General features: G+C 70.7%; 29 protein-coding genes and 1 pseudogene. 7 read left to right on the forward strand and 23 right to left on the reverse strand.

The annotated features are described in order from the left end of the window. Positions 1-51 precede the first annotated feature (51 nt). Complete coding sequence (locus ABS78_RS13775) at positions 52-663, forward strand: glutathione S-transferase family protein (protein WP_293380114.1); 612 nt, start codon at positions 52-54, stop codon at positions 661-663. Positions 664-667: 4 nt separating this feature from the next. Here ABS78_RS13775 and ABS78_RS13780 read toward each other — a convergent pair whose 3' ends face one another. Beyond that, on the reverse strand, positions 668-1,567 hold the full coding sequence (locus ABS78_RS13780; protein ID WP_293380116.1) for a hypothetical protein: 900 nt from the start codon (positions 1,565-1,567) through the stop codon (positions 668-670). A gap of 122 nt (positions 1,568-1,689) precedes the next feature. On the opposite strand from ABS78_RS13780, the gene trmFO reads away from it, so the two are divergent. Beyond that, positions 1,690-3,087 (forward strand): methylenetetrahydrofolate--tRNA-(uracil(54)-C(5))-methyltransferase (FADH(2)-oxidizing) TrmFO, encoded by a 1,398-nt coding sequence (gene trmFO / locus ABS78_RS13785; protein ID WP_293380119.1) that lies wholly within the window; start codon positions 1,690-1,692, stop codon positions 3,085-3,087. A 12-nt stretch (positions 3,088-3,099) separates the two neighbouring features. Here trmFO and ABS78_RS13790 read toward each other — a convergent pair whose 3' ends face one another. From ABS78_RS13790 to yajC, 6 genes are all read right to left on the reverse strand, one after another. Further along, positions 3,100-3,771: a squalene/phytoene synthase family protein gene (locus ABS78_RS13790; protein ID WP_293380122.1), complete on the reverse strand. Its 672-nt coding sequence runs from the start codon at positions 3,769-3,771 to the stop codon at positions 3,100-3,102. 78 nt (positions 3,772-3,849) lie between these two features. Beyond that, complete coding sequence (locus ABS78_RS13795) at positions 3,850-4,458, reverse strand: urate hydroxylase PuuD (protein WP_293380125.1); 609 nt, start codon at positions 4,456-4,458, stop codon at positions 3,850-3,852. A gap of 72 nt (positions 4,459-4,530) precedes the next feature. Beyond that, entirely contained in the window at positions 4,531-4,890 is a 360-nt protein-coding gene (locus tag ABS78_RS13800; RefSeq protein WP_293380128.1) for an MTH938/NDUFAF3 family protein, read from the reverse strand. 4 nt (positions 4,891-4,894) lie between these two features. Next, positions 4,895-5,878, reverse strand: coding sequence for a protein translocase subunit SecF (gene secF, locus ABS78_RS13805; RefSeq protein ID WP_293380131.1), 984 nt, complete (start codon positions 5,876-5,878; stop codon positions 4,895-4,897). A gap of 8 nt (positions 5,879-5,886) precedes the next feature. Next, positions 5,887-7,485, reverse strand: coding sequence for a protein translocase subunit SecD (gene secD, locus ABS78_RS13810; RefSeq protein ID WP_293380134.1), 1,599 nt, complete (start codon positions 7,483-7,485; stop codon positions 5,887-5,889). Positions 7,486-7,509: 24 nt separating this feature from the next. Next, positions 7,510-7,860, reverse strand: coding sequence for a preprotein translocase subunit YajC (gene yajC, locus ABS78_RS13815; protein ID WP_293380138.1), 351 nt, complete (start codon positions 7,858-7,860; stop codon positions 7,510-7,512). Positions 7,861-7,991: 131 nt separating this feature from the next. Here yajC and ABS78_RS13820 point away from each other — a divergent pair, with 131 nt between their 5' ends. Beyond that, on the forward strand, positions 7,992-8,831 hold the full coding sequence (locus ABS78_RS13820) for an ATP-binding protein (protein WP_293380141.1): 840 nt from the start codon (positions 7,992-7,994) through the stop codon (positions 8,829-8,831). 9 nt (positions 8,832-8,840) lie between these two features. On the opposite strand, the gene ABS78_RS13825 is transcribed toward ABS78_RS13820, so the two are convergent. From ABS78_RS13825 to ABS78_RS13885, 13 genes are all read right to left on the reverse strand, one after another. Next, positions 8,841-10,754 (reverse strand): LysM peptidoglycan-binding domain-containing protein, encoded by a 1,914-nt coding sequence (locus ABS78_RS13825; protein ID WP_293380144.1) that lies wholly within the window; start codon positions 10,752-10,754, stop codon positions 8,841-8,843. Positions 10,755-10,851: 97 nt separating this feature from the next. Beyond that, positions 10,852-11,508 (reverse strand): protein-L-isoaspartate(D-aspartate) O-methyltransferase, encoded by a 657-nt coding sequence (locus ABS78_RS13830; protein WP_293380147.1) that lies wholly within the window; start codon positions 11,506-11,508, stop codon positions 10,852-10,854. A 2-nt stretch (positions 11,509-11,510) separates the two neighbouring features. After that, the gene (gene surE, locus ABS78_RS13835) at positions 11,511-12,284 is read right to left on the reverse strand and encodes a 5'/3'-nucleotidase SurE (protein WP_293380150.1); all 774 of its coding nucleotides are present in this window, start codon (positions 12,282-12,284) and stop codon (positions 11,511-11,513) included. Next, positions 12,284-13,612: a serine--tRNA ligase gene (gene serS, locus ABS78_RS13840; RefSeq protein WP_293380153.1), complete on the reverse strand. Its 1,329-nt coding sequence runs from the start codon at positions 13,610-13,612 to the stop codon at positions 12,284-12,286. The genes surE and serS overlap by 1 nt, the downstream gene beginning before the upstream one ends. Before the next feature lie 119 nt (positions 13,613-13,731). Next, entirely contained in the window at positions 13,732-14,631 is a 900-nt protein-coding gene (gene tatC, locus ABS78_RS13845) for a twin-arginine translocase subunit TatC (protein ID WP_293380156.1), read from the reverse strand. Next, complete coding sequence (gene tatB / locus ABS78_RS13850) at positions 14,628-15,272, reverse strand: Sec-independent protein translocase protein TatB (protein WP_293380159.1); 645 nt, start codon at positions 15,270-15,272, stop codon at positions 14,628-14,630. Before tatB ends, tatC begins: the two co-directional genes overlap by 4 nt. A gap of 70 nt (positions 15,273-15,342) precedes the next feature. Beyond that, a complete protein-coding gene (locus ABS78_RS13855) occupies positions 15,343-15,546 on the reverse strand; it encodes a twin-arginine translocase TatA/TatE family subunit (protein ID WP_293380162.1) in 204 nt (67 codons plus the stop codon). 119 nt (positions 15,547-15,665) lie between these two features. Next, complete coding sequence (gene scpB / locus ABS78_RS13860; RefSeq protein ID WP_293380165.1) at positions 15,666-16,310, reverse strand: SMC-Scp complex subunit ScpB; 645 nt, start codon at positions 16,308-16,310, stop codon at positions 15,666-15,668. Next, positions 16,307-17,119 (reverse strand): ScpA family protein, encoded by an 813-nt coding sequence (locus ABS78_RS13865; RefSeq protein WP_293380168.1) that lies wholly within the window; start codon positions 17,117-17,119, stop codon positions 16,307-16,309. Before ABS78_RS13865 ends, scpB begins: the two co-directional genes overlap by 4 nt. Continuing rightward, entirely contained in the window at positions 17,116-18,135 is a 1,020-nt protein-coding gene (gene nagZ / locus ABS78_RS13870; protein ID WP_293380171.1) for a beta-N-acetylhexosaminidase, read from the reverse strand. Before nagZ ends, ABS78_RS13865 begins: the two co-directional genes overlap by 4 nt. Next, complete coding sequence (locus ABS78_RS13875) at positions 18,132-18,962, reverse strand: SPOR domain-containing protein (RefSeq protein ID WP_293380174.1); 831 nt, start codon at positions 18,960-18,962, stop codon at positions 18,132-18,134. The genes nagZ and ABS78_RS13875 overlap by 4 nt, the downstream gene beginning before the upstream one ends. 106 nt (positions 18,963-19,068) lie before the next feature. Continuing rightward, positions 19,069-19,293, reverse strand: a complete 225-nt coding sequence (locus ABS78_RS13880; RefSeq protein ID WP_293380177.1) for a hypothetical protein — start codon at positions 19,291-19,293, stop codon at positions 19,069-19,071. A 4-nt stretch (positions 19,294-19,297) separates the two neighbouring features. Continuing rightward, positions 19,298-20,476 carry a deoxyguanosinetriphosphate triphosphohydrolase gene (locus ABS78_RS13885; RefSeq protein WP_293380180.1) on the reverse strand — a complete coding sequence of 393 codons (1,179 nt, stop codon included), beginning with the start codon at positions 20,474-20,476 and terminating at the stop codon, positions 19,298-19,300. A 105-nt stretch (positions 20,477-20,581) separates the two neighbouring features. On the opposite strand from ABS78_RS13885, the gene erpA reads away from it, so the two are divergent. Then, positions 20,582-20,923, forward strand: a complete 342-nt coding sequence (gene erpA / locus ABS78_RS13890) for an iron-sulfur cluster insertion protein ErpA (protein WP_293380183.1) — start codon at positions 20,582-20,584, stop codon at positions 20,921-20,923. Positions 20,924-20,944: 21 nt separating this feature from the next. Here erpA and ABS78_RS13895 read toward each other — a convergent pair whose 3' ends face one another. The 3 genes and pseudogenes from ABS78_RS13895 to ABS78_RS13905 all read right to left on the reverse strand — a co-directional run. Then, complete coding sequence (locus ABS78_RS13895) at positions 20,945-21,808, reverse strand: hypothetical protein (protein ID WP_293380186.1); 864 nt, start codon at positions 21,806-21,808, stop codon at positions 20,945-20,947. A gap of 13 nt (positions 21,809-21,821) precedes the next feature. After that, the gene (locus tag ABS78_RS13900) at positions 21,822-22,085 is read right to left on the reverse strand and encodes a glutathione binding-like protein (RefSeq protein ID WP_293380189.1); all 264 of its coding nucleotides are present in this window, start codon (positions 22,083-22,085) and stop codon (positions 21,822-21,824) included. A gap of 199 nt (positions 22,086-22,284) precedes the next feature. After that, a pseudogene (locus tag ABS78_RS13905) lies at positions 22,285-22,467 on the reverse strand (glutathione S-transferase N-terminal domain-containing protein); the annotation flags it as partial. Positions 22,468-22,572: 105 nt separating this feature from the next. Here ABS78_RS13905 and xth point away from each other — a divergent pair. The 3 genes from xth to ABS78_RS13920 all read left to right on the forward strand — a co-directional run bounded on the left by xth (position 22,573) and on the right by ABS78_RS13920 (position 24,896). Further along, complete coding sequence (xth, locus tag ABS78_RS13910; RefSeq protein ID WP_293380192.1) at positions 22,573-23,367, forward strand: exodeoxyribonuclease III; 795 nt, start codon at positions 22,573-22,575, stop codon at positions 23,365-23,367. Between the two features lie 80 nt (positions 23,368-23,447). Next, positions 23,448-24,170, forward strand: a complete 723-nt coding sequence (locus ABS78_RS13915; protein WP_293380195.1) for a hypothetical protein — start codon at positions 23,448-23,450, stop codon at positions 24,168-24,170. A gap of 33 nt (positions 24,171-24,203) precedes the next feature. Continuing rightward, positions 24,204-24,896: an NnrU family protein gene (locus ABS78_RS13920; RefSeq protein ID WP_293380198.1), complete on the forward strand. Its 693-nt coding sequence runs from the start codon at positions 24,204-24,206 to the stop codon at positions 24,894-24,896. The last annotated feature ends 8 nt before the right edge of the window (positions 24,897-24,904 follow it).

The following is a 24,904-nucleotide window of genomic DNA, read 5'->3' on the forward strand; positions in this document are numbered from 1 at the left end:
GGGCGCATTTGCACTACCGTCCTCCCAAACAAGACCGCCCGGGAGGTGAATTTGATCCTGTATGGCGCGCCGATGCCGGCGCCGAATCCGCGCCGCGTGCGTATCTTCCTGGCCGAGAAGGGCGTCGAGCTGGCCGAGACGCCGGTCAGCCTCATGAAGCGCGAGCACAAGAGCCCCGAACACCGGGCGCGCAACAGCCTGGGCCAGGTGCCGACCCTGGAACTGGACGACGGGACCTGTATCTCAGAGACCGTGGCCATCTGCCGGTACTTCGAGGAGACGCATCCCAAGCCGCCCCTGTTCGGCACGACCGCCGTGGAGAAGGCCCAGGTGGACATGTGGATCCGCCGGGTGGAGTTCACCGTGATGTCGCCGGTCGGGAACTTCTGGCGCCACGCCCACCCGCTCACCGCGTCGCTGCTGACCCAGTACAAGGACTTCGGGGAGTCCAATCGCGAGACCTACGCGGGCGCACAGCGCTGGCTGGACGGCGAGCTGAAGGACAGGCCGTTCGTGGCCGGCGACCGTTACAGCGTGGCCGACATCTGCCTGATCTCCACGGTGGACTTCGCCGACTGGATCGGCCTGCCGATCGCCGACGAGCATGCCAACCTGAAGGCCTGGCGCGAGCGCGTCTCGTCACGGCCCAGCGCCGCCGCGTAGGCGCCTATTCCGTGCGCCCCGTCAGCCCCCGGTAGGCCCACGCCCCGGGGGCGGCGATGACCGCGTAGTAGACGGCGGTGAAGATGGCGCCGACCACCATGTAGGCGATCATGAAGGGGTTCAGGTACGTCCGGATCGTCGTCTCGTCCGGCTGGAACACGCGCGAGAGGTCGGCGAGGCTTCCGCCGATCGACAGCATGACGATCCCCGACAGCATGAAGAAGATCATCATCACCAGGATCGCCACGACGATCACGCAGCAGATCGCCAGGACATAGGCGCCCAGAAGCCGCGGGAACTGTCCTCTGGTGAGCGCCCACGAATCCAGGATCGCCAGCCGCTTGCGGTCGAACGTGACGACCGGCGCCAACGACATCCTTACGGCGACGTAGAACAGCAGGCCGAGGAGAAACAGTTCGGCGGCCATGAAGACGAAGGTGAAGGCGGCCTGGCCGGCCAGCGAGGCCACGAAGGACACCAGCCCCACCGCGATCTGGCCCGCGGCGAACAGACAGACGCCCAGCACGACATAGATCAGCGTGAGCGCCATCAGCCGGAACTCGTCAGGGCCCAGCCGCAGGTAGCTGAACTTGCCGTCCTCGGGCGCCAGGACGATCCGGTAGACCGCGGCCGCCATTACGCACTGGACCGCCAGACCGAAGAGGATTACCGGCGAAAGGACCGTGAGCGTCTGGATCAGCACCGCAGGGTCCGGCGGCTGGCTGGGGTCGCTCTGAAGCTGCTCCATCGCCTCGCGCGCCTCGGCCGGCATGTTGACCGTGATCAGGACGCTGACGACGCTGACCGCGAAGCAGAAGAGGGTCCAGGCAATGAGGGCTCGGGGCCTTTCTCGGGTGATCCGAAAGCCTTCCAACGCGGCGTCAGTCGCCGAAAACCCTGTCATCCTCATCCCTTCGGCCCGGCGTACGACGCAGGCCACCCTTCCCGTCGCAATGTGGCGCGCACCGGGGCGCGCCCGCAAGGCCTCGCTCGCGATCCTGCGACGGAGTTGCTACTAGGCCACGCATGTCGAAACCCATCCATGTGATCGGCGGGGGCCTGGCCGGCTCGGAAGCCGCCTGGCAGATCGCCCAGGCGGGCGTGCCCGTCGTGATCCACGAAATGCGTCCCGTCCGCGGCACCGACGCCCACCAGACCGACAAGCTGGCCGAACTGGTCTGCTCCAACTCGTTCCGGGCCGACGACTGGGCCGGCAACGCCGTGGGCCTGCTCCACGCCGAGATGCGGGCGCTGGACTCGATCATCATGGCGGCGGGCGATGCGCACCAGGTCCCGGCCGGCGGCGCCCTGGCCGTCGACCGCGAAGGCTTCAGTCAGGCCGTGACCGACCGCCTGTCGGCCCATCCGCTGGTCACCCTCGCCCGCGAGGAAGTGGCCGGCCTGCCGCCCGCCGAGTGGGACAGCGTGATCGTGGCCACCGGCCCCCTCACCTCGCCGGCCCTGGCCGGGGCCGTCCTGGCGTTGACCGGCGAAGACCAGCTCGCGTTCTTCGACGCCATCGCCCCGATCGTGAACGTCGAGTCGGTCGACATGGACGTGGCCTGGCGGCAGTCGCGCTACGACAAGGAAGGTCCTGGCGGCGACGCGACCGCCTACATCAACTGCCCGATGGACCAGGCGCAGTATGAGGCCTTCATCGACGCCCTGCTGGCCGGTCCGAAGTCCGAGTTCAAGGACTGGGAGAACGTGCCCTACTTCGACGGCTGCCTGCCGATCGAGGTGATGGCCGAGCGCGGGCGCGAAACCCTGCGCCACGGCCCCATGAAGCCTGTCGGCCTCACCAACGCCCACAAGCCGGACGAGAAGCCCTACGCCGTGGTCCAGCTCCGGCAGGACAACGCGTTGGGCACGCTCTGGAACATGGTGGGCTTCCAGACCAAGCTGAAGCACGGCGCCCAGACCGAGATCTTCCGCACCATTCCCGGCCTGGAGAGGGCGGTCTTCGCGCGCCTGGGCGGGCTGCACCGCAACACCTTCATCAACAGCCCGCGCCTGCTGGACAGGTCGCTGCGGCTGAAGGCCCAGCCGCGCCTGCGGTTCGCGGGCCAGGTCACCGGGGTAGAGGGTTATGTGGAGAGCGCCGCCGTGGGCCTGCTGGCCGGGCGCTTCGCGGCGGCCGAACGCCTGGGTCGCCCCATCGACCCGCCGCCGGCGACCACGGCCCTGGGCGGCCTGATCGGCCACATCACCGGCGGCCACCTGGAAGGCGGGGCCGGCTCGTTCCAGCCCATGAACATCAACTACGGGCTCCTGCCCCCCATGGCGCCGCCGAAACGCGACGCAGAGGGACGCCGCCTGGGCGCCAAGGAGAAGACGCGGGCGAAGAAGCGCATGATGGGCGAGCGCGCCCTGGCCGATCTCGCCGTCTGGCGAGAAGACGCCCGGGCGGCCGAACCCGCATAGGCTCCGCGCGGCTCAGATTCGCCCGCGGGCGACCGCCCAGGTCACACGCAGGCGCTTGCCCAGTTCGGTGCGCGCCGGATGCAGGGCCAGGGCGGCGTGGGCCACCGCGGGAAACGCCCGGACGCCCAGCCGGCGCGCGCCGGCCCTTGCGCCAACGGTGAGGGCCGCAGACAGGTCCGAGGCCGGCTTCGACACCAGGGCGGGATCACGTCGTCCCATCGCCCAGACGGCGCCGGCGTCCAGCGCGGCATCCGACGGCCCCCGGGGATCGAGGATGTACGCGACGGCCTCGGCCGCCCGTCCGCCGGTTTGCCTCGCCCACTCCAGGACCTCCGTCTCCGTCATCGGCGTGGCGTCCAGTTCGCGATAACGGCCGTCGATCATCGCCTCCAGCGGCGCCCGCGACAGGCCGTGGCGCGCGACCGCGGCCGCCAGCGCCTGGGCGGTCGGATGATGGCGGACGTGGCGCCCCTCGTAGATCTCGTCCAGCGCCTCGCGCCACCAGGTCAGGCGGATCTCGGCCAGCAGCGGATTGGAGGCCACGCGCGGCGCGCGGGCCAGTTCGTGATCGTAGGCGTAGATTGCGACCGCATCGGCCCGCAGGCCGCCATCGGCCACGAACCGGCTGGAGAGCCAGCGGTCGGGGTCGGTGCGGCGGATCAGGTCGTCGAGGTCGTCGCTCATGATCTCGAAACGCGGAATGGGGCGTAAAACGAAAAAGGCCCGCCGCAGGGGCGGGCCTTCCCGTCGGATGACTCCGGCCTAGCCGAAGATCGTCTGGCTCATGGTCATGGTGACCAGCATCGGCACCGACAGCAGCGTGTTGGTGCGCGAGAAGATCATGGCCTTGCGACCGGCCGCAGCCTTGGCGTCGGCGTCGCCCTCCACGATACCCAGCGCGATCTTCTGCGCCGGCCAGATGAAGGCCCAGACGTTGAAGAACATGATCGTGGCCAGCCACATGCCCAGGCCGATCAGCGTGATCTGCGGGTTGGCGAAGCCGCTCAGCGCGCCCAGGCTGAACGCGTCGAACAGATAGCCGCGCAGGTACGCCAGGATCACGCCCATGACCCAGGTGGCCAGGGCGGCGTAGCGGAACCAGAACAGCGCCTCGGGGGCGATGTACTTGGAGACCGCCGGCTTCAGCTCGGCCGGGATCTCGGGCATCTTCCGGATCTGGACGAAGTTGAAATAATACAGCAGCCCGATCCACAGGATGCCGAAGAAGGTGTGGAGCCAGCGCGCCACCGCCGTCCAGAAGATCTGATCCGCGCCGCCGCCGCTGTGTGCCGCGTAGCCGCCCACGATGACCAGCGCCAGCACGAAGCTGACGATCATCGTGTTGCGAAAGTTGGAAAGTAGTCCTGCCATCAACTTGCCCTCGTGAATCCCTGCCCTGGCGTGGAGGTATAGGGCCATTCGCGGCCCGCCGGAAGCTGACGCTCAGACAGCGATCAGCGCGGCCGCCAGCCGCCGGCCTTCCGACGTCAGCAGATTGTAGAGCCGCGCGGCCGAGGGGGTGTCCATGAACTCCAGGCCGATGCCGGCCGCCTGGAGCCCCTCGCGCACGCCGCGGGGCGGCAGGGCGTTGCGTGCGCCCACACCCAGCAGGACGAATTCCACCTCCGACGCCCCGGCGGCCAACACCGGTTCGAAGTCCGCCATCGTCAGGTCGGACAGCGCGCCGACAGGCCAGTTCCGCGGCTCGTCCCCGAGGATGAGGACCGACCCCTCGTGTCGCCCGCCCGACAGGCGGAATCCTCCGCCGCCGTAGGCCTCGATGACCGGGGCGTCGCGGGCCACCGCGTCAGGGCCGCGCGTCGAGCGGCTTGGCGGCCTCGGTCTCGGTCTCCTCGCCGCGCTTGACGCCGAGCAGGAGAACCACCGAGGCGGCGATGTAGAACGACGAGTAGGTGCCCACGACGATGCCGAAGATCATCGAGATCGAGAAGCCGAACAGGGTGTCGCCGCCGAAGGCCGCCAGCACGCCCAGGGCCATGACCCCCGTCACGCCGGTGATGATCGTCCGCGACAGCGTCTGGTTGATCGACAGGTCGATGACTTCGGCCAGCGACATGCGCTTGTATTTCCGCAGATTCTCGCGGACGCGGTCCAGAACCACGATCGTGTCGTTCACCGAGTAGCCGATGATGGTCAGGATCGCCGCCACCGCGTTCAGCGAGAACTCCATCCCGGTCACGGCGAACAGGCCGAACGTCAGGATCACGTCGTGGAACAGCGCCGCCATGGCGCCCAGACCGAACGTCAGGCCGAAACGGAACCAGATGTAGACCGCCATCAGGCCGATGCCGAGCAGCAGCGCCAGCACGCCGTTGGTCAGCAGTTCGCCCGACACCTTGGGACCGACCACCTCTGTCCGCACGAAGTTGACCGGACCCAGTTCACGGGTCAGCGCCGCCTTGACGCCCTCTGAGACGGCGTTCGCGTCCTGCCCCTCGGGGCTCTCGAAACGGACGAGCACGTCGTTGGGGCTGCCGAAGGCCTGCACCTGGACGTCGCCCAGGCGCATGCTCGACAGGGTCGAGCGGATCTGGCCGATGTCGGCGGGCTGGACCGTCTTCAGTTCCAGGACCGTGCCGCCCCGGAAATCGACGCCGCAGTTCAGTCCGCCGCATGGCGGCTTCAGCGGAAAGACCGTGACGGCGAGCGACGCCAGGCTCACGGCGATGGACAGCCCCAGCGCCAGCTTGGCGTAGCGCATGAACCGGAAGTTGGTCTGGACCGGCAGCAGCTTGATGAGCGGCCACCAGGACGAACGGGTCTTGCTCATGGGCGGGCTCACACGATCGGAAGAGACTTGGGACGGGCCGTCTTCAGCCAGACCGCCAGCAGGACCTGGGTGATCAGCACGGCCGTGAAGACCGAGGTGAACACGCCGATGGAGAGAGTCCAGGCGAAGCCCTTCACAGGGCCGGCGCCCAGGCCGAACATGATCAGCGCGGCGCCCAGGTTGGTGATGTTGGCGTCGAGGATCGTCAGCATGGCGCGGCCGAAGCCTGCGTCCATCGCCGATATGATCGTCCGTCCCGCACGAATCTCGTCGCGTATCCGCTCGTAGATCAGCACGTTGGCGTCCACCGCCACGGCCAGGGTCAGGATCAGGCCGGCGATCCCCGGAAGTGTCAGCGTCGCCTGGGTCAGCGACATGGCGGCCACGATCAGCAGGCCGTTCACCAGCAGCGAGACGATCGCCACGCCCCCGAAGAGGAAGCCGTAGGCCAGGATCATGAAGGCCAGCACCAGCACGAACGATCCGACCGCCGAGATCTGGCCGGCGACGATGGCGTCGGCCCCCAGTTCGGCGCCGACGGTGCGCTGCTCCTCGACGTTCAGGCGGGTCGGCAGCGCGCCGGCGCGAAGCACCACGGCCAGGTCGTTCGCCGTCTGCGGCGTGAAGCTGCCGCTGATCTGGCCCGAGCCGCCGGTGATCGGCTCGTTGATGTTGGGCGCCGACATGATGCGGTCGTCCAGCACGATGGCGAAACGCTTGCCGACGTTCTGGGTGGTCACCTGGCCGAACCGGCGGGCCCCGGTGGAATTGAAGCGGAAGTTCACGACCGCCTGGCCGGTCTGCTGGTTGAAGCCCGACTGGGCGTCCGTCAGCATCTCGCCGGTGATCAGCGACCGGCGCTCGACCACCAGCATCCCGCCGTCGTCGCTGGGCAGCAGCAGGCGGCCCGGCGGCACCCGGCCGGCCATCGCCGCGGCGACGTCGGCGGTCTCGTCCACCATGTGGAAGGTCAGTTTGGCCGTGCGGCCCAGGATGGCCTTCAGGCGCTCGGGATCGCTCTCGCCGGGCGCCGCCACCACGACACGGTTGACCCCCTGACGGACGATCGTCGGCTCACGCGTGCCGAGTTCGTCGATCCGCCGGCGGATGATCTCGATGGACTGCTCGACCGCCTTGGCGGCCTCGGCCGAGAACGCCTCGGGCACGAATTCGATGCGCAGCCGTTGGTTGCCCCGGTTGCTGATGTTGACGTCCCGCCCGCCCATCACGCCGACCAGCGCGTTGCCGATGTTGTTCCGCAGGAGCGTCAGCGCCGGACTCACCTGCCCCGCGTCGTTGATCCGCAGGTTGATGCCCCCATCCGCCACGGCCAGTTCCGAGAACGCGATGTCCTCGCCGCGGAGCGTGGTCCGCACGTCCTCGGCCATGTTGGCGAGCCGCTCGGCGCGCAGCGCCTCGGTATCCACCTCGAGCAGCAGGTACGAGCCGCCCTGGAGGTCCAGCCCGAGGTTCAGCGTGTTCTTCGGTATGAAGCCGGGAAGGCTGTCCCGCACCGACTGCGGCAAGAAGTTCGGCAGCGCGAAGAGCACGCCGAACACCACCGACACGACGACGAGAATGACCTTCCAGCGCGAAAGGGTGAGCATCGGAAGGGGCGTCCCTTAAGGGCCTCAGGCCTTGGAATCGTTGGCGGGCGCCGGTTCGCCCTTGGCGCGGACGTCGGCGATCATCGACTTCACCACCTTGACGGTCACGCCCGAGGCGACTTCGACCCCCACTTCGGCGTCCTCGACCCGGACCACCTTGCCCAGCATCCCCGAGGACAGCACCACCTGGTCGCCGCGCTTCAACCCGTCCAGCATGGAACGGTGCTGCTTCATCCGCCGCTGCTGCGGCCGGATCATCAGGAAGTAGAACAGGACGACCAGCGCGATCAGCGGCAGGAAGTTGATCAGCATCGCCTCCATGCCCCCCGGGGCGGCGGCTCCGGCGGCTTGGGCGTAGGCAGGGGTCGCGAACATCGTCTCTCCGAGAATCTCGCCGTGTATGGCCGCGGGCGCTCCCGCATATGGGCGCCCGCCAAAGTCGGCGGAAGCTATGCGCAGCGTCCCGCTTTTGCAATGGAACGGGACCGTGTGATAGGCGCCACGCCATGCAGAGCGACACCTCCCCCTTGCTGGCCCGCATCGCCGAGGCGCTGGAGCGCCTGGCGCCCCCGCCGCCCGCCCCGCCCGCGTTCGATACGGCGCGCCTGTTCCGGCACGACCCGGCCACCGGCGCGTTTCATCCGGCCCCCGACTATCCGCTCGGCCTGGACAGCCTCGTGGGCGTCGATCGGCAGAAGGCCCGGTTCGTCGAGAACCTGGATCGCTTCGCCCGCGGCGTGCCCAGCAACCACGCCCTGCTGTGGGGCGTCCGCGGGACGGGCAAGAGCTCGCTGGCCAAGGCCGCCTTCATGGCCGTCGCGACCCAGCGGACCGATCTGAAGCTCGTGGAGGTGGACCGGGATCAGGTCACGGCGCTGCCGGCCCTGTTCGATGTCCTGCGCGCGCGGCCCGAACATTTCGTCGTACTGTGCGACGACCTCTCGTTCGAGGAAGGCGCGGCGGCGGCCAAGGCGCTGAAGTCGGCGCTGGAGGGCGGCGTTTCGGGACCGCCGGCCAATGTCATGTTCGTGGCGACCTCCAACCGCCGCCACCTGATGCCTCGCGGCCACCAGGAAGATCGCGGGATGCTGGCCGCCAACGAGGACGCCGAGGAGGAAGTCAGCGTCTCAGACCGGTTCGGCCTCTGGATCGGCTTCCCGCCCATGGACCAGCCCACCTATCTGGCCGCCGTCGCCGCCTATGCCGAGCGCTTCGGCCTGGCGGCGCCTGACATGGAGCGCCGGGCCCTGCAATGGGCGCAACTCCGCGGCTCCCGCTCGGGCCGCGTGGCCTGGCAGTTCATCCGCGACCTGGCCGGGGAGCAGGGCAAGGCCCTGCCCCTCTGACGCCGACATTCAGCGCGGCAGGACCAGGTTCGGGTCGATCGGCCGCGCGCGTTCCTGCGGATTGGGCGCGTAGCGGATCTCGAAGTGGAGCTGGGGCTCGGACACGCCGCCCGTGGCCCCGGCCTGGCCGATCTGCTGGCCCTGGGTCACCTTCTGCTGCATCCGGACGTCCACCCGGCTCAGGTGGCCATAGGCCGTGACCCAGCCGTCGTCGTGCTTGACCAGCACGAGGTTGCCGAAGCCCGGCACCTGATCGCCCGCATAGACCACATCGCCATCGGCCGCCGCGCGGACCGGCTCGCCCGCTCCGGCGCGGATGTTCAGGCCGTCGTTGCGCGGCCCCTGTCCCCGACCCCCGAAGTTCGAGATGATCGCCCCCCGCAAGGGCCAGATGAACAGGCCGCGGCCCATCTCGGCGATCTGGGCGTCGGACGGCGCCGGCGTCGGAACCGGTGCGCCGGCCACGCCGCCCGGCGGGGCCTGGTACGGCTGCGGGCGGTCGGGCAGGCCTGACGACGGCGGGCGCGGCGGCGGACGCGAAGGCTGCGCCACGGGGGGCGGCGGCGCCACGGACGGCGGCGTTTCGGACGTCGGCGGCGGCGCAGGGCGTCCCGGCGCCGGAGTGGGCACGGGCGCCGGAGCGGGTGCGCGCACGGTCGTGGTGATCGGGCCGCGGTCGCGGTATCCCGCCGGCAGCGTCAGGCGGCGTCCCGCGGCCAGGCTCGCGCCCCGGCGCAGGCCGTTGGCCGAACGGAGCTGGGCCTCGGTGACGCCGAATCGACGGGCCACGTCGGCGACCGTGTCGCCACGCACCGTCACATAGGCCTTGGCCGTGCTGCCCGGTCCGCGGATCGTCTGCCCCGGCTGCAAGGTGTAGGGCGTCTTCAGCTTGTTGATGCGGGCCAGCTCGGCGACCGTGCTGTCGAGGCGTCGGGCGATGCGGTCCAGGTTGTCGCCAGCCTTCACCTTGTAGGCTTCGCCCGGGACCTGAACGTCCACCACCCGGCCGGTGACGAGACGCGTGGTGGTGGTCCGCTCGCCATCGGTGGCGGCGCTCGGCGCGCGGGACGGCGGACCCTGGGATGGCGGCGGCGACTCGGGGGCGACCTGCGTGCGGGACGCCAGCCGTTCGGCGAGTTCAGCGTCCTCGTCGGGCGCCGGCGCAGGGGCGCCCTGCCCCGGAATGCGCAATGTGCGTCCGGCCAGGAGCTGCGCGCCGTCCGACATGCCGTTGGCGGCGCGAAGGGCGTCGACCGTGACGCCGAAGCGCACCGCGAGACCGAACAGGGTGTCGCCCGGCTGCACGCGGTAGCTTTCGCCGGAACCCGACGCCGGAGCCTGCGCCGGCCGCTCGGGCGGACGGGCCCTGGCCGGAGGCGCGGCGTTGGGATTCTTGAGCACCTGGCCCGGCCGGATGCGATAGGGCGAGTTGAGGTCGTTGGCCCGCGCCAGGGCCTGCACGTCGGTCCCCAGCCGCTGGGCGATGGCCGCCAGCGTATCTCCGCTGCGAACGGTGTAGGTCGCCGGCCCTCCGCGCCCCTGCGCGCGGGCGGCGGCGTCCTGGCCGGTCGGAGCCAGCGCCAGGACTGGAGGTTCCGCGCGCGGCGTCCCGGCCGAGTACGGGGTGGCAGAGTACGGGGTGGCCGAGTTCGAGGTCGTCGAGTTCGGGGCGACCGGGCGTGGGGCGGCGGGAGCCAGCGGCGCGAGTTCCGCCGCCTGGACCGGCGTGGTGGCGGTAGGAACCGTCGGTGACGCGCCCCAGGAGTCGCCGGGCGCCTGGGCCAGCCCCGCAGGCGGCGGCGCCGCAGGATGGGGTGGGACCTGAACGAGCGGCGTGTGGATCGGATAGCTGGGGCTGGCGCAGGCGGTCAGCGCCGTGCCCGCCAGGAGGATCAGGGCCGTGCGTTCGAGGGGAAGAGTCATCGCCGCTCCGGGGTCGTTATTCAGAATCAGTCGGGGGCTGTCGGATGATGGCGGCGGGGCAGCGCCCCCGCCAACCCGCCTGCCGAACACGAAAAGGTCAGAGTTCCTTGGCCACGCCGTCCAGCAGCGGGACGAAGCGGACGTCGATCAGATCTTCCACCGCGAAGCCCCCCTGCCCGTCGCCGACGTATCGCCGCAGCACCTGCACCGGCCCACGGCCGATCGGCGCCACGAGGATGCCGGCCGGCTTGAGCTGGGCGAGAAGCGCCGCGGGCTCATCAGGCGCTGCAGCTGTGACCATAATGCGGTCGAACGGGGCCTGTTCGGGCCACCCTTCCCCGCCGTCGCCGAAGCGGGTGATGATGTTGGTCAGCGTCAGTTCCCGGAACCGCGCCTCGGCCTCGCGCATCAGCGTGCGGTATCGCTCCACCGTGTAGACCAGCCGCGCCAGCTTGGAGAGGATGGTCGTCTGGTAGCCGCTGCCGGTGCCGATCTCCAGCACCCGGTCGCGTCGGTCGATCTTCAGCGCCTGGGTCATCAGGCCCACGACGAAGGGCTGGCTGATGGTCTGGCCGCAGGCGATCGGCAGCGCCGAATCCTCGAAGGCCCGATCGCGGAACAGCTCCTGGGTGAACAGCGGCCGCGGCGTGGTCTCGATCGCCGTCAGCACCTTGGGCTCGGTCACGCCCTGCGAACGCAGCGCCAGCACCAGGCGCGCCATCTGGGTCTCGGGCGGGTCGATCGGCTCGGCCATGCTCAGACCTTCGGCGGAACGCCGCCGAGCTGCCCTTTCAGGTCGCGCAGGGTCGCGTTGTGCGTCAGGTCGATGTGAAGCGGGGTGACCGAGATCTTGCCGTCGTACAGCGCGCGCAGATCGGTGCCTTCCGGCGGGCTGGACCGCTCCTGGCGGAAGCCGACCCAGTAGTACTCCTTGCCCCGCAGGTCGGTGCGCTTTTCGGCGTGGCGGACGTGGACGTCCCGGAAGCCCTGCCGCGTCACCTCGACCTCCTGGATCTCCTCGACGGGCCGGTTCGGGAAGTTGATGTTCAGCACCACGTCGCCGGGCCAGCCCAGCTCGACCAGCCGCTTGACGATCCCGGGGCCGAACGTCTCGGCCGCCTCGTACGACGCGCCGGGTTCGTAGAAGCCCATCTGCGAGAGCGCGATGGCCGGAATGCCCAGCGCCATGCCCTCGATGGCCCCGGCGACCGTGCCCGACATGGTCACGTCCTCGGCGAGGTTCGCGCCCCGGTTCACGCCCGAGAGGACCAGATCGGGCCGCGCCCCCTGCACCAGTTCGTGGACGCCCAGCATCACGCAGTCCGTCGGCGTGCCGGTGGTCGAGAACTTGCGATCCGAGAGTTTGCGGATGCGGATCGGTTCGTCCAGCGTCAGGGCGCGGCTGGCGCCCGACTGCTCGTATTCGGGCGCGACGATCCAGACGTCGTCGGACAACGCCCGCGCGATGCGTTCCAGCGCCTCCAGGCCTTCGGCGTTGATGCCGTCGTCGTTGGTCACCAGGATGCGCATCAGCCCCGCCCCCCGATGTGCGTCACGCCGGGCATGTAGGGGTGCAACGCCTGCGGGATGGCGATGCGGCCGCCCTCGTCCTGGTAGTTCTCCATGATCGCCACCAGCGTGCGGCCCACGGCCAGGCCCGATCCGTTCAGGGTGTGGACGAACCGCGTGCCCTTCTCACCGGCCTTCTTGGTCCGGGCGTCCATCCGGCGGGCCTGGAAATCTCCGCAGTTCGAGCACGAGCTGATCTCGCGGTAGCGGTCCTCGGACGGCAGCCAGACCTCCAGGTCGTAGGTCTTGCGGGCCGAGAAGCCCATGTCGCCGGCGCACAGCAGCATGGTGCGGAACGGCAGCTCCAGGCGCTTCAGCACCGCCTCGGCGCATCCGACCATCCGCTCGTGCTCGTCTTCCGACTGCTCGGGCGTGGTGATCGAGACCATCTCGACCTTCTGGAACTGGTGCTGGCGGATCATGCCGCGCGTGTCGCGGCCCGAGGCGCCGGCCTCGGCCCGGAAGCAGTGGGTCAGCGCCGTGAGGCGCATCGGCAGCTCCTCCTCGGCCGTGATCTGCTCGCGCACGAGGTTGGTCAGCGAGACCTCGGCGGTGGGGATGAGCCAGCGCAGCTCGGGCGCCTCGCTGGGGTCGGCCACCGCGCGGGCGGTCTCCAGCCCCGGGAACGCCGCGAACTGATCGTCCGTGAACTTCGGAAGCTGGCCGGTGCCGAACATCGTCTCGCTGCGGACCAGCAGCGGCGGCGCCACTTCGAGATAGCCGTGCTCGCGGGTCTGGATGTCGAGCATGAACTGGCCCACCGCCCGCTCCAGCCGCGCCAGCTCGCCCTTCAGCACCACGAACCGGGCGCCGCTCATGCGGGCCGCCGCCTCGAAGTCCATGAGGCGCGACGCCTCGCCCAGGGTCGTGTGATCCTTCGGCGCGGCGATCGCGAAGGGCTGGCCCCAGCGCCGGACCTCGACGTTGTCGTTCTCGTCGGCCCCCGGGGGCACGTCGGGCGCGGGAAGGTTCGGCAGCGACGAGACGATCGCCCGGAGTTGCTCGCCGGCGGTCCGCTCGGCCTCGGCGTGCTCGGCCAGGGCGCCCTTGAGGGACTCCACCTGCGCCATCAGCGCCTGGGCCTCGGCCTCGTCCTTCCGGGCCTTGGCCTGGCCGATCCGCTTCGAGGCGTCGTTCCGCTCGGCCTGCGCCTGCTGACCGGCCGTCTGGGCGGCGCGCAGCCGGGCGTCCAGGTCCAGGATCTCGGCCACGCGGCCGGACGAGCCCTTCGCCGCCCAGGCTTTCTCGTAAAGCTCGGGGGTTTCGCGAATGGCTCGGATGTCGTGCATGGGCGCCGCTGGAGGATGTGGGAAGCGGTTTCTCTAGAGCGCGTCGGAAGCCGCGCCAACCCTTACCTCCCCCCTTACTTCCCCCGCCCTACTTCCCCTGCGAAGCGGCGGGGGCGGGATCAGGTGGCGACGATGTCCGTGCCAGGCGCTTCGTCGGCCTTCTTGCGGCGCAGCTCGATCAGCTTCACGCAGCCGATGGAGACGAAGTAGAGTCCCACGATGGGCGTCGCCAGCAGGAGTTGGCTGATGGGATCGGGCGGCGTCACGATGGCGGCCACGACCACCACGCCGAAGACGGCGTAGCGCCAGCCCTTCATCAGCATGGCCGAGTTCACGATCCCGGCCAGGCCCAGCAGCGTCAGCACCACGGGGAGCTGGAAGCAGAGGCCGAACGCCAGCAGCAGGGTCGTGACCAGGGTAAGGTAGTCCGACACCTTCGGCAGCAGCTCCACCGCCACGCCAGCGCCCATGATCTGCTGGCTGAGCGAGAACCACAGCACGAACGGCAGGATGATGAAGTAGACCAGCGCCGCACCCAGCAGGAACAGCAGCGGCGCGGCGAACAGGAACGGCAGGAACGCGTGGCGTTCGCGCTTGTAGAGCCCCGGAGCCACGAAGGCGTAGACCTGCCAGGCCAGGATCGGGAAGGTCAGCACCACCGCCCCGAAGCCGGCCAGCTTCAGTTTGGTGAAGAAGAATTCCAGCGGTGCCGTGAACATGAGACGCAGGTCGCCCGAGGCCGCCGGAGCCTCCTTGATCCCCGTCAGCACGAAGAGCAGGTCGAAGGGCCCCGCCCCGCCCCCGTGCCCCTCCTTGGAAGCGGCGTAGATCTGGGCCGCCATTTTGAAGGGATGCAGCAGGAACTGATAGATCGGGTCGGCGAACGCGAAGCACAGCGCGAAGCCGGCGATCACCGCCGCCACGCAGACGATCAGGCGCTTCCGCAGCTCGACCAGGTGATCCAGCAACGGGGCGCGGGACGCCTCGATCTCGGCTTCGTCGCGGTCGTAGTCGTTCACGCGCCGCCCTCGACGATCTTGGCCGAACGGCGGCGCGTCCTGGACGCCTCCGCCACCGTCTCGGCGGCTTTTCCAGCCGCCTTGCGGGCCGCGGGTTTGCGGACTGCGGGCTTGCCCGCCTCGGACTTGCTGGCCGCGGACTTGCGCGTCGTGCTCTTGGAAGAGACGGCTGCGGGCGCGGGCCCCTTCGCGGCCTTGGGCGACGCCTTCGCGGCGGCTGCGGGCTTACGCCGCCTGGACGGCGTCTTCGCGGGCTCGGACGTCGCAGCCGGCGCCTCCGCGATCTCCGGAGGCGGCTGCGGGGCGTCGTACGCGTAGCTCGAGGGTTGATTGAGCTGCACGCCCACGTCGCCCAGGCTGGACTCGATCTCGCTGACGGCCGACCGCATCTCGCCGCCCACGTCGCCGATGGCGCCGAACTGGCCGCGACGCATGGCCTCGACCTCCTTCCGCAGGTCTTCCAGCTCGGACTGCCGCGCCATTTCGTCGAAGCTGGAGCGAAACTCGGCCGCCATTCCCCGCAGCTTCGCGGTGAACTGACCCAGCCTGCGCATCATGACGGGCAGGTCCTTGGGACCGATCACCACGAGTGCGACGACCGCGATCACCAGCCACTCGAGACCGCCGATTTCCGGGAGCATCAGGGACGCCTAATGAGAAGCGCCGGCCCCATCAAGGCGGCCGGCGCGAAAAGCCGTGACCGACGCAGCCTCAGCTGCGCGCGCTGTCCTTCTCGTCCTGCGGCAGGCTCTTCTTGGCCTCGTCCGGAGCGTCTTCGTTCTTCAGGCCGTCGCGAAAGGCGCGAATGCCCTTGGCCGTGTCGCCCATCAGGCTGGAAATCTTCCCCCGGCCGCCGAACAGGACGGCGAAGACGACCACCACGAGAAGGATGTGCCAGATGCTGAGTGCGCCCATGCGCGGAACTCTCCCTGGGCGAAACCTGCGGCACCTGCGCCGCGCGCCCGTTCTTCAAACGCCTATATAGTCGCGACGGGGCGTCCAAGCCAACGCCCCGTCGCCGCACGCTTGCGCGATCAGCGCGGATCGTCCTCCGCAAGGAAGTCGACGTGGAATTCCGGCGAATCCGGCTCCAGCGGGTCCTCGTCGGGCGCGGGCGCATCGGGATTGGGGACTGCGAAGTCCGACGGCAGGTCCAGGGCCAGCAGCCCCGCGGCCTTCATTTCGGCCATTCCCGGCAGGTCCGCGAGGCTGGCCAGGCCGTAGTGCTCCAGGAAGGCGTCGGTGGTGCCGAAGGTGACGGGGCGGCCCGGCGTGCGCCGTCGGCCGCGCATCCGCACCAGTCCCAGCTCCAGCAGGACGTCCAGCGTCCCGCGGCTGGCCTGCACGCCGCGCACCGCCTCGATCTCGGCGCGGGTGACCGGCTGGTGATAGGCGATGATGGCCAGCGTCTCCTGCGCCGCCCGCGAGAGCCGGCGCGGCTCGTCCCGCTCCTCGGTCATCAGCCAGGCCAAGTCCTGGGCCGTCTGGAATCGCCAGCCCCCGGCCACGTTCGCCAGGACCACGCCCCGCCCCTCGTACAGGCCCGCCAGCAGCGCCACGCCGCCGGCGACATCCGCACCCTCGGGCAGGCGACGCGCAAGGTCGGCCTCGGTCAGCGGCCCGGCCGCCGCGAACAGCAGCGCCTCGATCTCGCGGGCGGTCTCGTGCGGGTCGGTCATGCCGTCGCCTCCCCGCCCTTCCGCGCCCGAAGATAGATGTCGGCGAAGGCCTCGAGCTGGCGGGCCTCCATCGCCCCCTCCTTCACCAGCTCCAGGCTGGCCGAGAGCGTCGAGGCCACGTAGCTGGCGCGGGTCGGCCCCGCCGTGGGCGTTCCCATCGGCGCCACCCCGGCCAGGGGCGTCCAGCGATCCAGGTCGGGCAGCAGGCGGCGCAGGCGGTCGCGGGCGTCCTCCAGGGGATAGGCGGCCGGCGGCTTGGGCTTGTAGCTGCGCTGGGCCTCCTTCTGGCGCTGGGCGATATAGGCGCCCATCAGTTCGTAGAGGTCGCCTTCGAGGCGTCCCGACGGGACGATGCGGATCGCCTCGGGATCGCCGCGGCCGAACACGTCTCGGCCCAGCAGGGATAGCTCGGCCAGTCGGTCCGACGCCGTGCGCATGGCCTCCAGCTTGGCCAGGCGGAACGCCAGCCGCTGGGCGATCTCCTCGGCCGGCGGCTCCTCGGCCTTGGGGCGCTCGGGCTTGGGCAGCAGCAGGCGAGACTTCAGATAGGCCAGCCAGGCGGCCATCACGAGGTAGTCGGCCGCCAGCGAGAAGCGCCGGCGGCGCGCCTCCTGCACGAACGCCAGGTACTGCTCCGCCAGCTTCAGCACCGACAGTCTGAGCAGGTCCACCTTCTGGGTGCGGGCCAGAGCCAGGAGGACATGCAGCGGGCCTTCGTAGCCGTCGATGTCGACGATCAGCGCCTCGCCGTCCTCGGCGGCCGTGGCCGCCGCGTGGAAGTCGAGCGTGGGCTGGAACGGGCCGCTCATGCCGCGAACCTTCCCCCGAAGGCGGCGTCGAAGCGAGCCTGGGATTCCCGCGCATCGAACGGCTCGGGCGCCCGCGGCCGCCGGGCCAGCGCCGCCCGCGCGCGGCGCGCCGAGGCGCCGCCGAGGCGACCCGCGCCGGCGGCGACCTCCCGCATGCCGCCCAGGTCGCCGGCCCCGTGCAGGACGACGTCGCAGCCGGCGACGCGGGCCGCCCGGGCCCGCGCTTCCAGAGGCCCCGACAGGGCCTTCATGCCGATGTCGTCGCTGATCAGCAGGCCGTCGAAGCCGATAGCGCCGCGCACGGCCGCCCGGATCGTGCGCCGCGACAGCGTCGCCGGCCGCCGGCGGTCCAGCGCGGCGAACCGGACGTGGGCCGTCATCGCCAGCGGCATGTCCGACAGCGCCCGGAACGGGACGAAGTCGCGCGCCGCCAGTTCGTCGAGCGAGGCCTCGACCACGGGCAGGACCTCATGGCTGTCCGCCCGGGCGCGCCCGTGCCCCGGGATGTGCTTGACAACCGGCAGCACGCCGCCGGCGATCAGGCCCTCGGCGGCCGCCCGGCCCAGGACGGCGACCACGTCCGGATCGCCGCCATAGGCGCGGTCCCCGATGACCCTGTGGGCGCCGGGGTCCGGCGTATCGAGGACGGGCAGGCAGTTCACGTCGATGCCGACGGCGGCGAGGTCGTGAGCCAGGAGGCGCGCGCCCAGCCTCACGAGGTCGGGAGTCGAGGCCAGGTCGCGCAGCCGGGCGAAATCCCCGGCCGCCGGGCGGCGGGGCCAGTGTGGCGGTCCCAGGCGCTGGACGCGCCCCCCCTCCTGGTCGACCAGGATCGGCGCATCCGCGCGCGCCACCGCCTCGCGCAGGGCGCCGGTCAGCGCCCGCACCTGATCGGGCGCGCCGATGTTCCGGGCGAAGAGGATGAACCCCCAGGGCTGCGCCTCGGCGAAGAACGCCCGCTCGTCCCGCGTGAGGACGGTCCCCGAACAGCCGAGGATGCAGGCGCCGACGGTCACCGGACGAAGCAGCTCTTTCCGGCCGCCTTGAGCCGGTCGCAGAACGCGGCCGCGTCGCTTCGCGAGGCGAAACCCGTGACGGCGGTGCGATAGAGCGTGGCGCCGTCGCGTTCGATCTTCTCCACGCTCTTGCCCTTGCCCGCGGCCAGGCCCGGCGCCGCGGCCACCGCCTCGTTCCAGGCCCGGTCGGCGAGCGCGGTCGAGGAGACGGCCCCGATCTGCACCGCGGCTCCGCCGGCGACGGCCTGAGGCTTGGGCTGTGGAGCCGTCTTGGGCTCGGCCGCCGCGACCTTCTTCTCGGGCGGCGGCGCGGGAGTCTTCTGAACCGGCGCGGACGCCACCGGGGCGGGCGCCGGCTTCGGCGCAGCCGGAATCGCCGGCTTCAGCGCCTGGGCGGTCTCGGCGGACGGCGGCGCGGCGGGCTTCACGGGCGGCGCCTGGGCCACCACCACCGGCGTCGTCGGGCGCGGCTGCGGCTGCTCGGGCGGCGGCGTGAACTTGGGCTCGGGCAGGGTTTCGAGCGGCGCCGTCGCGTCGGACTGGTAGATCTGCAGGCCCGCTGCGGGGTCCTGCGGCTGGGCCTCGGCCGGCGCAGGCGCCTTCAGTTCGGCCACCGGCGCGCCGACGACGGGCGGCGCATCGCCCGCCTGCCGGACTCCGGACTGGTAGAACCAGAAGATCGCCGCCACCAGGCCGGCCAGCACCAGCACGCTCAGCACGAGGGTCAGCGGCAGAGGCCGCGCGCCACGTTCGGGCTGGCGTGGGTCGAAGCTCAGCGGCGCGTCGGCGTGGGGGGGCGCATAGGCGCCGCGCTCTGGGTCGGACATGGGCCGCTCCGAAGGATCGAGGCGCGAATCGCACCCTTTCGGTCACAGTCTATCCAACCCGCTGCGGGCCGCAGTGTGGCGCCGCGCGGAAACCTGTGGGCGGACCTCAGAGTCCGTCCAGCCCCGAGGTGTCCATCCCGTAGCGATGGAAGATCGAGCGGAATTCGCGCCGCTCGTCCGCCGAGATGGCGCCCGGACGAAGCTGGATATGGAGATCGTGGCCGCGGCTGGAGACGCGCTGCACGGCGCGGATACGCCGCATCCACCAGAAGAACGCCTCTTCGTCGCCCCGGGAATGGAACATGGGGCCGCGGACGACCAGCGCCTCCATCCGGTCAGTTCCAGATGTCGAGGTGGAACAGCTTGCGATGCTCCTCGATGGCGAACCGGTCGGTCATGCCGCCGATGTAGTCGCAGACCACCCGCGCCCGCCCCGCATCGTCCCGCCCCTGGACGCGGGCGTACCACTCGGCCGGCAGCACGTCGGGCTCGGCCATGAAGAGCTGGAACATCTCGGCCAGGATGCGGCGCGCCTGACTGCGGGTGCGGTTCACCTTCCAGTAGCGGTACATCCGCTCCATCAGGAAGTGACGCAGCGAGCCCAGGTCCTCGACCATGTCGCGCGAGAAGGCGACCAGCGCGTGGCCCAGCACCCGGACGTCCTCGGGCGAGCCCACCCGGCCCGCTGCGGCCCGCCGCCGGGTCTCGGACATCACGTCGTCGACCATCGCGCCGATCATGCGGCGCACGGCCTCCAGCCGCACGATTCCGGGCTCGCAGCCGGGATAGTCGGCCCAGGTGCTCTTCACATGCGGGCCGATGAGCGGGATCTCGGCCAGCTCCTCCAGGGCGAACAGTCCGGCCAGCACGCCGTCGTCCACGTCGTGGTTGTTGTAGGCGATGTCGTCCGACAGGGCCGCCACCTGGGCCTCGGCCGACGCCCAGGTGTCCAGGCGCAGTCCGTACTCGGCGTCGAACTCCGAGATGGCGCTCCACGACGGCTTGGCGAGCTGGTCCACCACCGGGCCGTTGTGCTTGATGACCCCTTCCAGGGTCTCCCAGGTGAGGTTCAGGCCGTCGAAGCGCGGATAGCGGCGCTCCAGCTTCGTGACGACGCGGAACGTCTGCACGTTGTGGTCGAAGCCGCCGAAGCTCTGCATCTGCACCTGCAGCTCGTCCTCGCCGGCGTGGCCGAAGGGCGGGTGGCCCAGGTCGTGCGCCAGCGCGATCGTCTCGGCCAGGTCGGCGTCCAGTCCCAGGGCGGTCGCCAGCGAACGGGCGATCTGGGCCACCTCCAGGCTGTGGGTCAGGCGCGTGCGGAAGTGGTCGCCCTCGTGGGCCACGAAGACCTGGGTCTTCTCCTTCAGCCGGCGGAAGGCCGTGGAATGGATGATCCGGTCCCGGTCTCGGGCGAAGTCGGTGCGGGTGCGGCTGGCGTCCTCCGGAACCTTGCGGCCGCGCGACGCAGCGGGACTCTCGGCGTAGGCGACGCGGGCGGGATTGAAGGCGGCCATCGAACGGTTCTGCGTGACGGCCTCTTGGTCGAAGCCGGGAAGGCCCTCATATAGTCCAGGCCCACAATTCGTCTAAGCACCCGTGAGCACGAGCCCAGACTGAGCATGAGCCCAGACAACGCGTCCGGCGTCACCCTCTCCCCCGCCGCCGCCCGGCGGCTCCAGGCCATCGGCGCCCGCGAGGGACGCGCCGTGATGCTGCGCGTCGCGGTGGAAGGCGGCGGCTGTTCGGGCTTCCAGTACCAGTTCGATCTGGTGGAGGAGGCCGCCCCCGACGACCTGCGGATCGAACGTGACGGCGCCGCGGCCCTCGTGGACGAGGTGTCCCTCGCCTTCCTGAAAGGCTCCGAGATCGATTTCGTCGACGAACTGGCCGGCGCCGAGTTCCGCGTGCGCAACCCCAACGCCAAGTCGAGCTGCGGCTGCGGCGTCAGCTTCTCGATCTGATCCTTTCGGACTCCGAACAGCTCAGGGATCGACCGGCAGCGGGCGCGGCGGCGGCCCCTCTCCGGCCGGTATGATCTTGAAGTTCCTGGGCGGCGCGAACAGGTCGGGCCGGTCGGGCAGGCCCCGGCGGTAGTCGTCGTAGCGCAGCACCATCACCGGCCGGCCGGCCCGCTGGTAGCTGACCATCAGCGGCCGTTCGCGCCGCAGGTCCATCAGGAACGCGATGCTGTGCTCGCCCGAGGTGACGGTGTGCAGCGTGGCCTGCGCCGAGCCCCACGGCACGGTGCGCTCCGGCTGGGGCGCATGGCGGGCGACGAACTCGGGCTCGCAGCCGAACTCCAGGCCGCGGAAGGTCGCCGGAAGGTCTGGGGCCAACGGCAGGATCGGCGCGCGCACCACCAGCTCGGGACCGGGATCGATGGTATGCCGCGCCTCGCGGGTGGCCAGGTTCGCCATCCAGATGTCCGGCTCGGCCACGATGGCGACGGCCTGGTCGCCCCGAACGGGATCGGGCTGCTCCTCGCTGCGGAAATAGAGCTGGCCCTGGCGCCACATCTGCCGCGGCTGGGCCGCGCGGGCGGACGCCGGCAGGCCCGGCGAAATGTTGCGGACGGTGGCGCGGAACAGCTTCTCGGGCGCACAGGCCTCGCCCAGCGAGGCGCCCAGCGGAAGAATCGGCGGCTCGGCCTCCGGATCGGCCGCCCCGGCCTCCCGGGAACCGGTTTCGGAGGGACCGGCCGGCTGCGGACCGGCCTGCGGGCGGGCGTCGGCCGCGGGCTGGGCGTGCGCCGCCGATCCCACCGCCAGCGCCAGCCAGCCTGCTGCGCCCATGAGCGTCCCGGTCCTCATGGAGCCGAATGGCCCACGCCGGGCGCGGGCGGTCAAGCCGGGCCTCCGCTCAACCGGTCGGGAACATGTGGGCGTAGGGCGCGACCTCGGCCAGGACGCGGGCGAAGCTGGGCCGCGCCTCCAGCCGCGCGAGATAGGCGGTCAGGGCCGGATGGGCCGGCGAAAAGGGTTCGACCTTCTCGCCGTAGGTCAGCGCCGGCGCAGCCGCGCAGTCGGCCAGGGTGAACGCCTCGCCGGCCGCCCAGGTCCGGCCGACCATCACGCCTTCCGCATGGGCATAGGCTTCCCGAAGCTGTTCGCGGGCGCGCGCCACGCCGAATGGGTCGCGCGGCCGCCGGGCGCAGTCGGTCGGCCACGATGCGCTGCATCGGCCCCTGGACGTAGAGATCGTAGAACCGGTCCCAGAAGCGGACCTCCTGCGCGGCCGCGGGATCGGCCGGCAGGAAACGCGACTCGCCGCGACGGAGGTCGAGATGCTCGATCACCAGGCTGCTTTCGAGAACGACCCGGCCCGCCGCGGTGTCCTCCAGCGCCGGCATCATGCCCAGCGGCGATATCCGCCGGAACCGGGCCGCCGCCTCCGGGTCGGACAGGTCGACCAGCACGAACTCGAATTCGGCGTCGTCCTCGTAGAGTGCGGTCAGGGCCTTCCAGCAGAACGACGACAGCGGGTGGCCGTGGAGGCGGAGACTCATAGGGTCGCTCCTTGCAGGCGCCCGCCCTGCGCGGTTGCGCCGGACAGGGGGCCGTTGAGCCGCGGGGCGGACACCCCTAGGTTCGCCGCCGAACGGGAGCCTTCGATGCGCATCGCCACCTGGAACGTCAACTCGGTCAACGCCCGGCTGGAGACCGTCGTCCGCTGGTTCGAGGCCGCCAGACCCGACGTCGCCTGCCTCCAGGAGATCAAGTGCATCGACGAGAAATTTCCGGCCGAAGCCTTTGAAAGACTTGGCTATAATATCGCCGTCCACGGCCAGAAGACCTACAATGGCGTCGCGCTGTTGTCGAAGCCCCCCCTGGAGGACGTTCGCCGCGGACTGCCCCTCCTTCCCGGATCTGGCGACGAGGTCGACGAACAGGCCCGCTATGTGGAGGCGCTCGTGTCGGGGCCGACTCCGGTCCGGGTCGCCTCCATCTACCTGCCCAACGGCAATCCCGTCGCGACCGAGAAGTTCGCCTACAAGCTGGCCTGGATGCGGCGGCTGCATCGCCACGCCCAGGACCTCCTGTCCTGGGAGGAGCCCTTCGCCCTGATGGGCGACTACAATGTGATCCCCGAACCGCGGGACGCCGAGCACCCCGACAAATGGACGGACGACGCCCTCTTCCAGCCCGAGAGCCGGGCGGCGTTCCGGGCGCTGAAGAACCTGGGCCTGACCGAAGCCTACCTGCAAGCCGACGGCGCGCCCGGCGCCTATACCTTCTGGGACTATCAGGCAGGCGCCTGGCAGCGGAACAACGGCATCCGGATCGACCACGCCCTGCTCTCGCCCCAGGCGGCGGACCGCCTGCTGGGGGTGTCGATCCATCGCGACGTACGGGGCTGGGACAAGCCCTCGGACCACGTGCCTCTGGTCATCGAACTGGACGTCTGAGGCCTTCGTCCCGAAGCGCGAGCGCCGTGCGTCGGTCGGCGGCCGTTCCGGCGACTCGCGGAACGGCGTAGCCTGGGCTCATGGACGAGGCCGCCCGGCTCCTGACGCTGCTCGCGCTCGTCGGCGGGGCGCTGACCCTCGCCGGCGGCGCCGTCGCCTGGTCGCTGGACGAGGTTCGGCGCGTCCGCGCCACCCTTCGCGCCGGCCTGGGCGCCGAACCCGACCCCGTCCTGATCGCGCGCGGGCGCGGCGCGGGGGTGGGGATCGACCTGGCCTCCGGGCGAATCGCCGTGGCCTGGGACCGGGGCGGCTGGCGGCTGGTCTACCGCTTCGAAGAGTTGGTCGGCGTCGAACTCATCCTCGACCGGAAGATCGCCGCCCGCGCCTTTCGCGGCGAACCGCGGCGAGGCCTGGACGCGATGGACGAGCCTCAGGAGCGCGTGCGCCTGCGCTTCGTGTTCGACGACCCGGCCTATCCCGAGTTCGAACTCGACCTCTGGCGTCCCGAGGACGTCGGCCGCCGCCGTCGCCTGGCCCCCGACGAGGCCATCCGGCTAGCCAACGGGTGGATGGCCCGGGTCGAGGCGCTGTTCCGGCGTTCGCCGACAAGGCCCTCGCCATCGCCCGCAGGCGTCGCCCCGACGCCCCATCCGGCGCCCGATGCGCGACCTCGGACCCCGCAAAGGGCCGCCCCTGCCGCGCCGCTGTTCGACGAGCCCCCGCCGTTCGACGTCGAAGAGCCCGGGGACGAGCCCGGGGACGAGCCCGACGACGAACTGGACGATTTGCGGCCGACGTCATAATTTGACGCCGTAAATGAAAGCGGAGTTCCTGGCATGACCCACTTGCTCGCCGCCGCCGTTTTCTTCGTGCTGCTCCACCTGCTGGTGTCGGGCACGCCGCTGCGGAACGCCATCGTCGCCAAGATCGGCGAAGGCGCCTACATGGGCCTGTTCTCCCTCGCGTCGGTCGCCGGCCTCGCCTGGCTCGGCTGGGCGTTCGGGCAGGCGCGGGCCGAGCCCTGGAACACCGCCTGGTGGACCGTCGGCGACGCCTCGCGCCAGGTGCAGCTCGGTCTCCAGCTCCTGGCGCTGCTGCTGATCGTGCCCGGCCTGACCACGCCCAATCCCACCAGCGTCAGGCAGGAAGGCGTCCTCGGGCGGCCCGACGCCGTGAAGGGCATGCTGCGGATCAGCCGTCACCCGTTCCTGTGGGGCGTGGCGATCTGGGCGTTCGGCCATCTGATCGTCAACGGCGACCGGGCGTCCCTCGTCCTGTTCGGCTCCATGCTGCTGCTGGCCCTGTTCGGGACCGCCAGCATCGACGCCAAGCGCCGTCGCGCCCTGGGCGAGACCTGGGACGGTTTCGCCGCCCAGACCTCCAATGTTCCCTTCGCCGCCGTCCTGGAAGGTCGCCAGAAGCTCAGCCTGGGCGAGATCGGCTGGTGGCGGATTGCGCTGGCGGTTGCGGCCTGGGCGGCCCTGATCTGGGTCCACCCCATCGCCTTCGGCGTCGCCGCCCTCCCCTGAAGAGCCCG

Origin of the sequence: Phenylobacterium sp. SCN 70-31, from assembly GCF_001724605.1 — a bacterium.
In the GTDB taxonomy this organism is placed as follows: domain Bacteria; phylum Pseudomonadota; class Alphaproteobacteria; order Caulobacterales; family Caulobacteraceae; genus Phenylobacterium.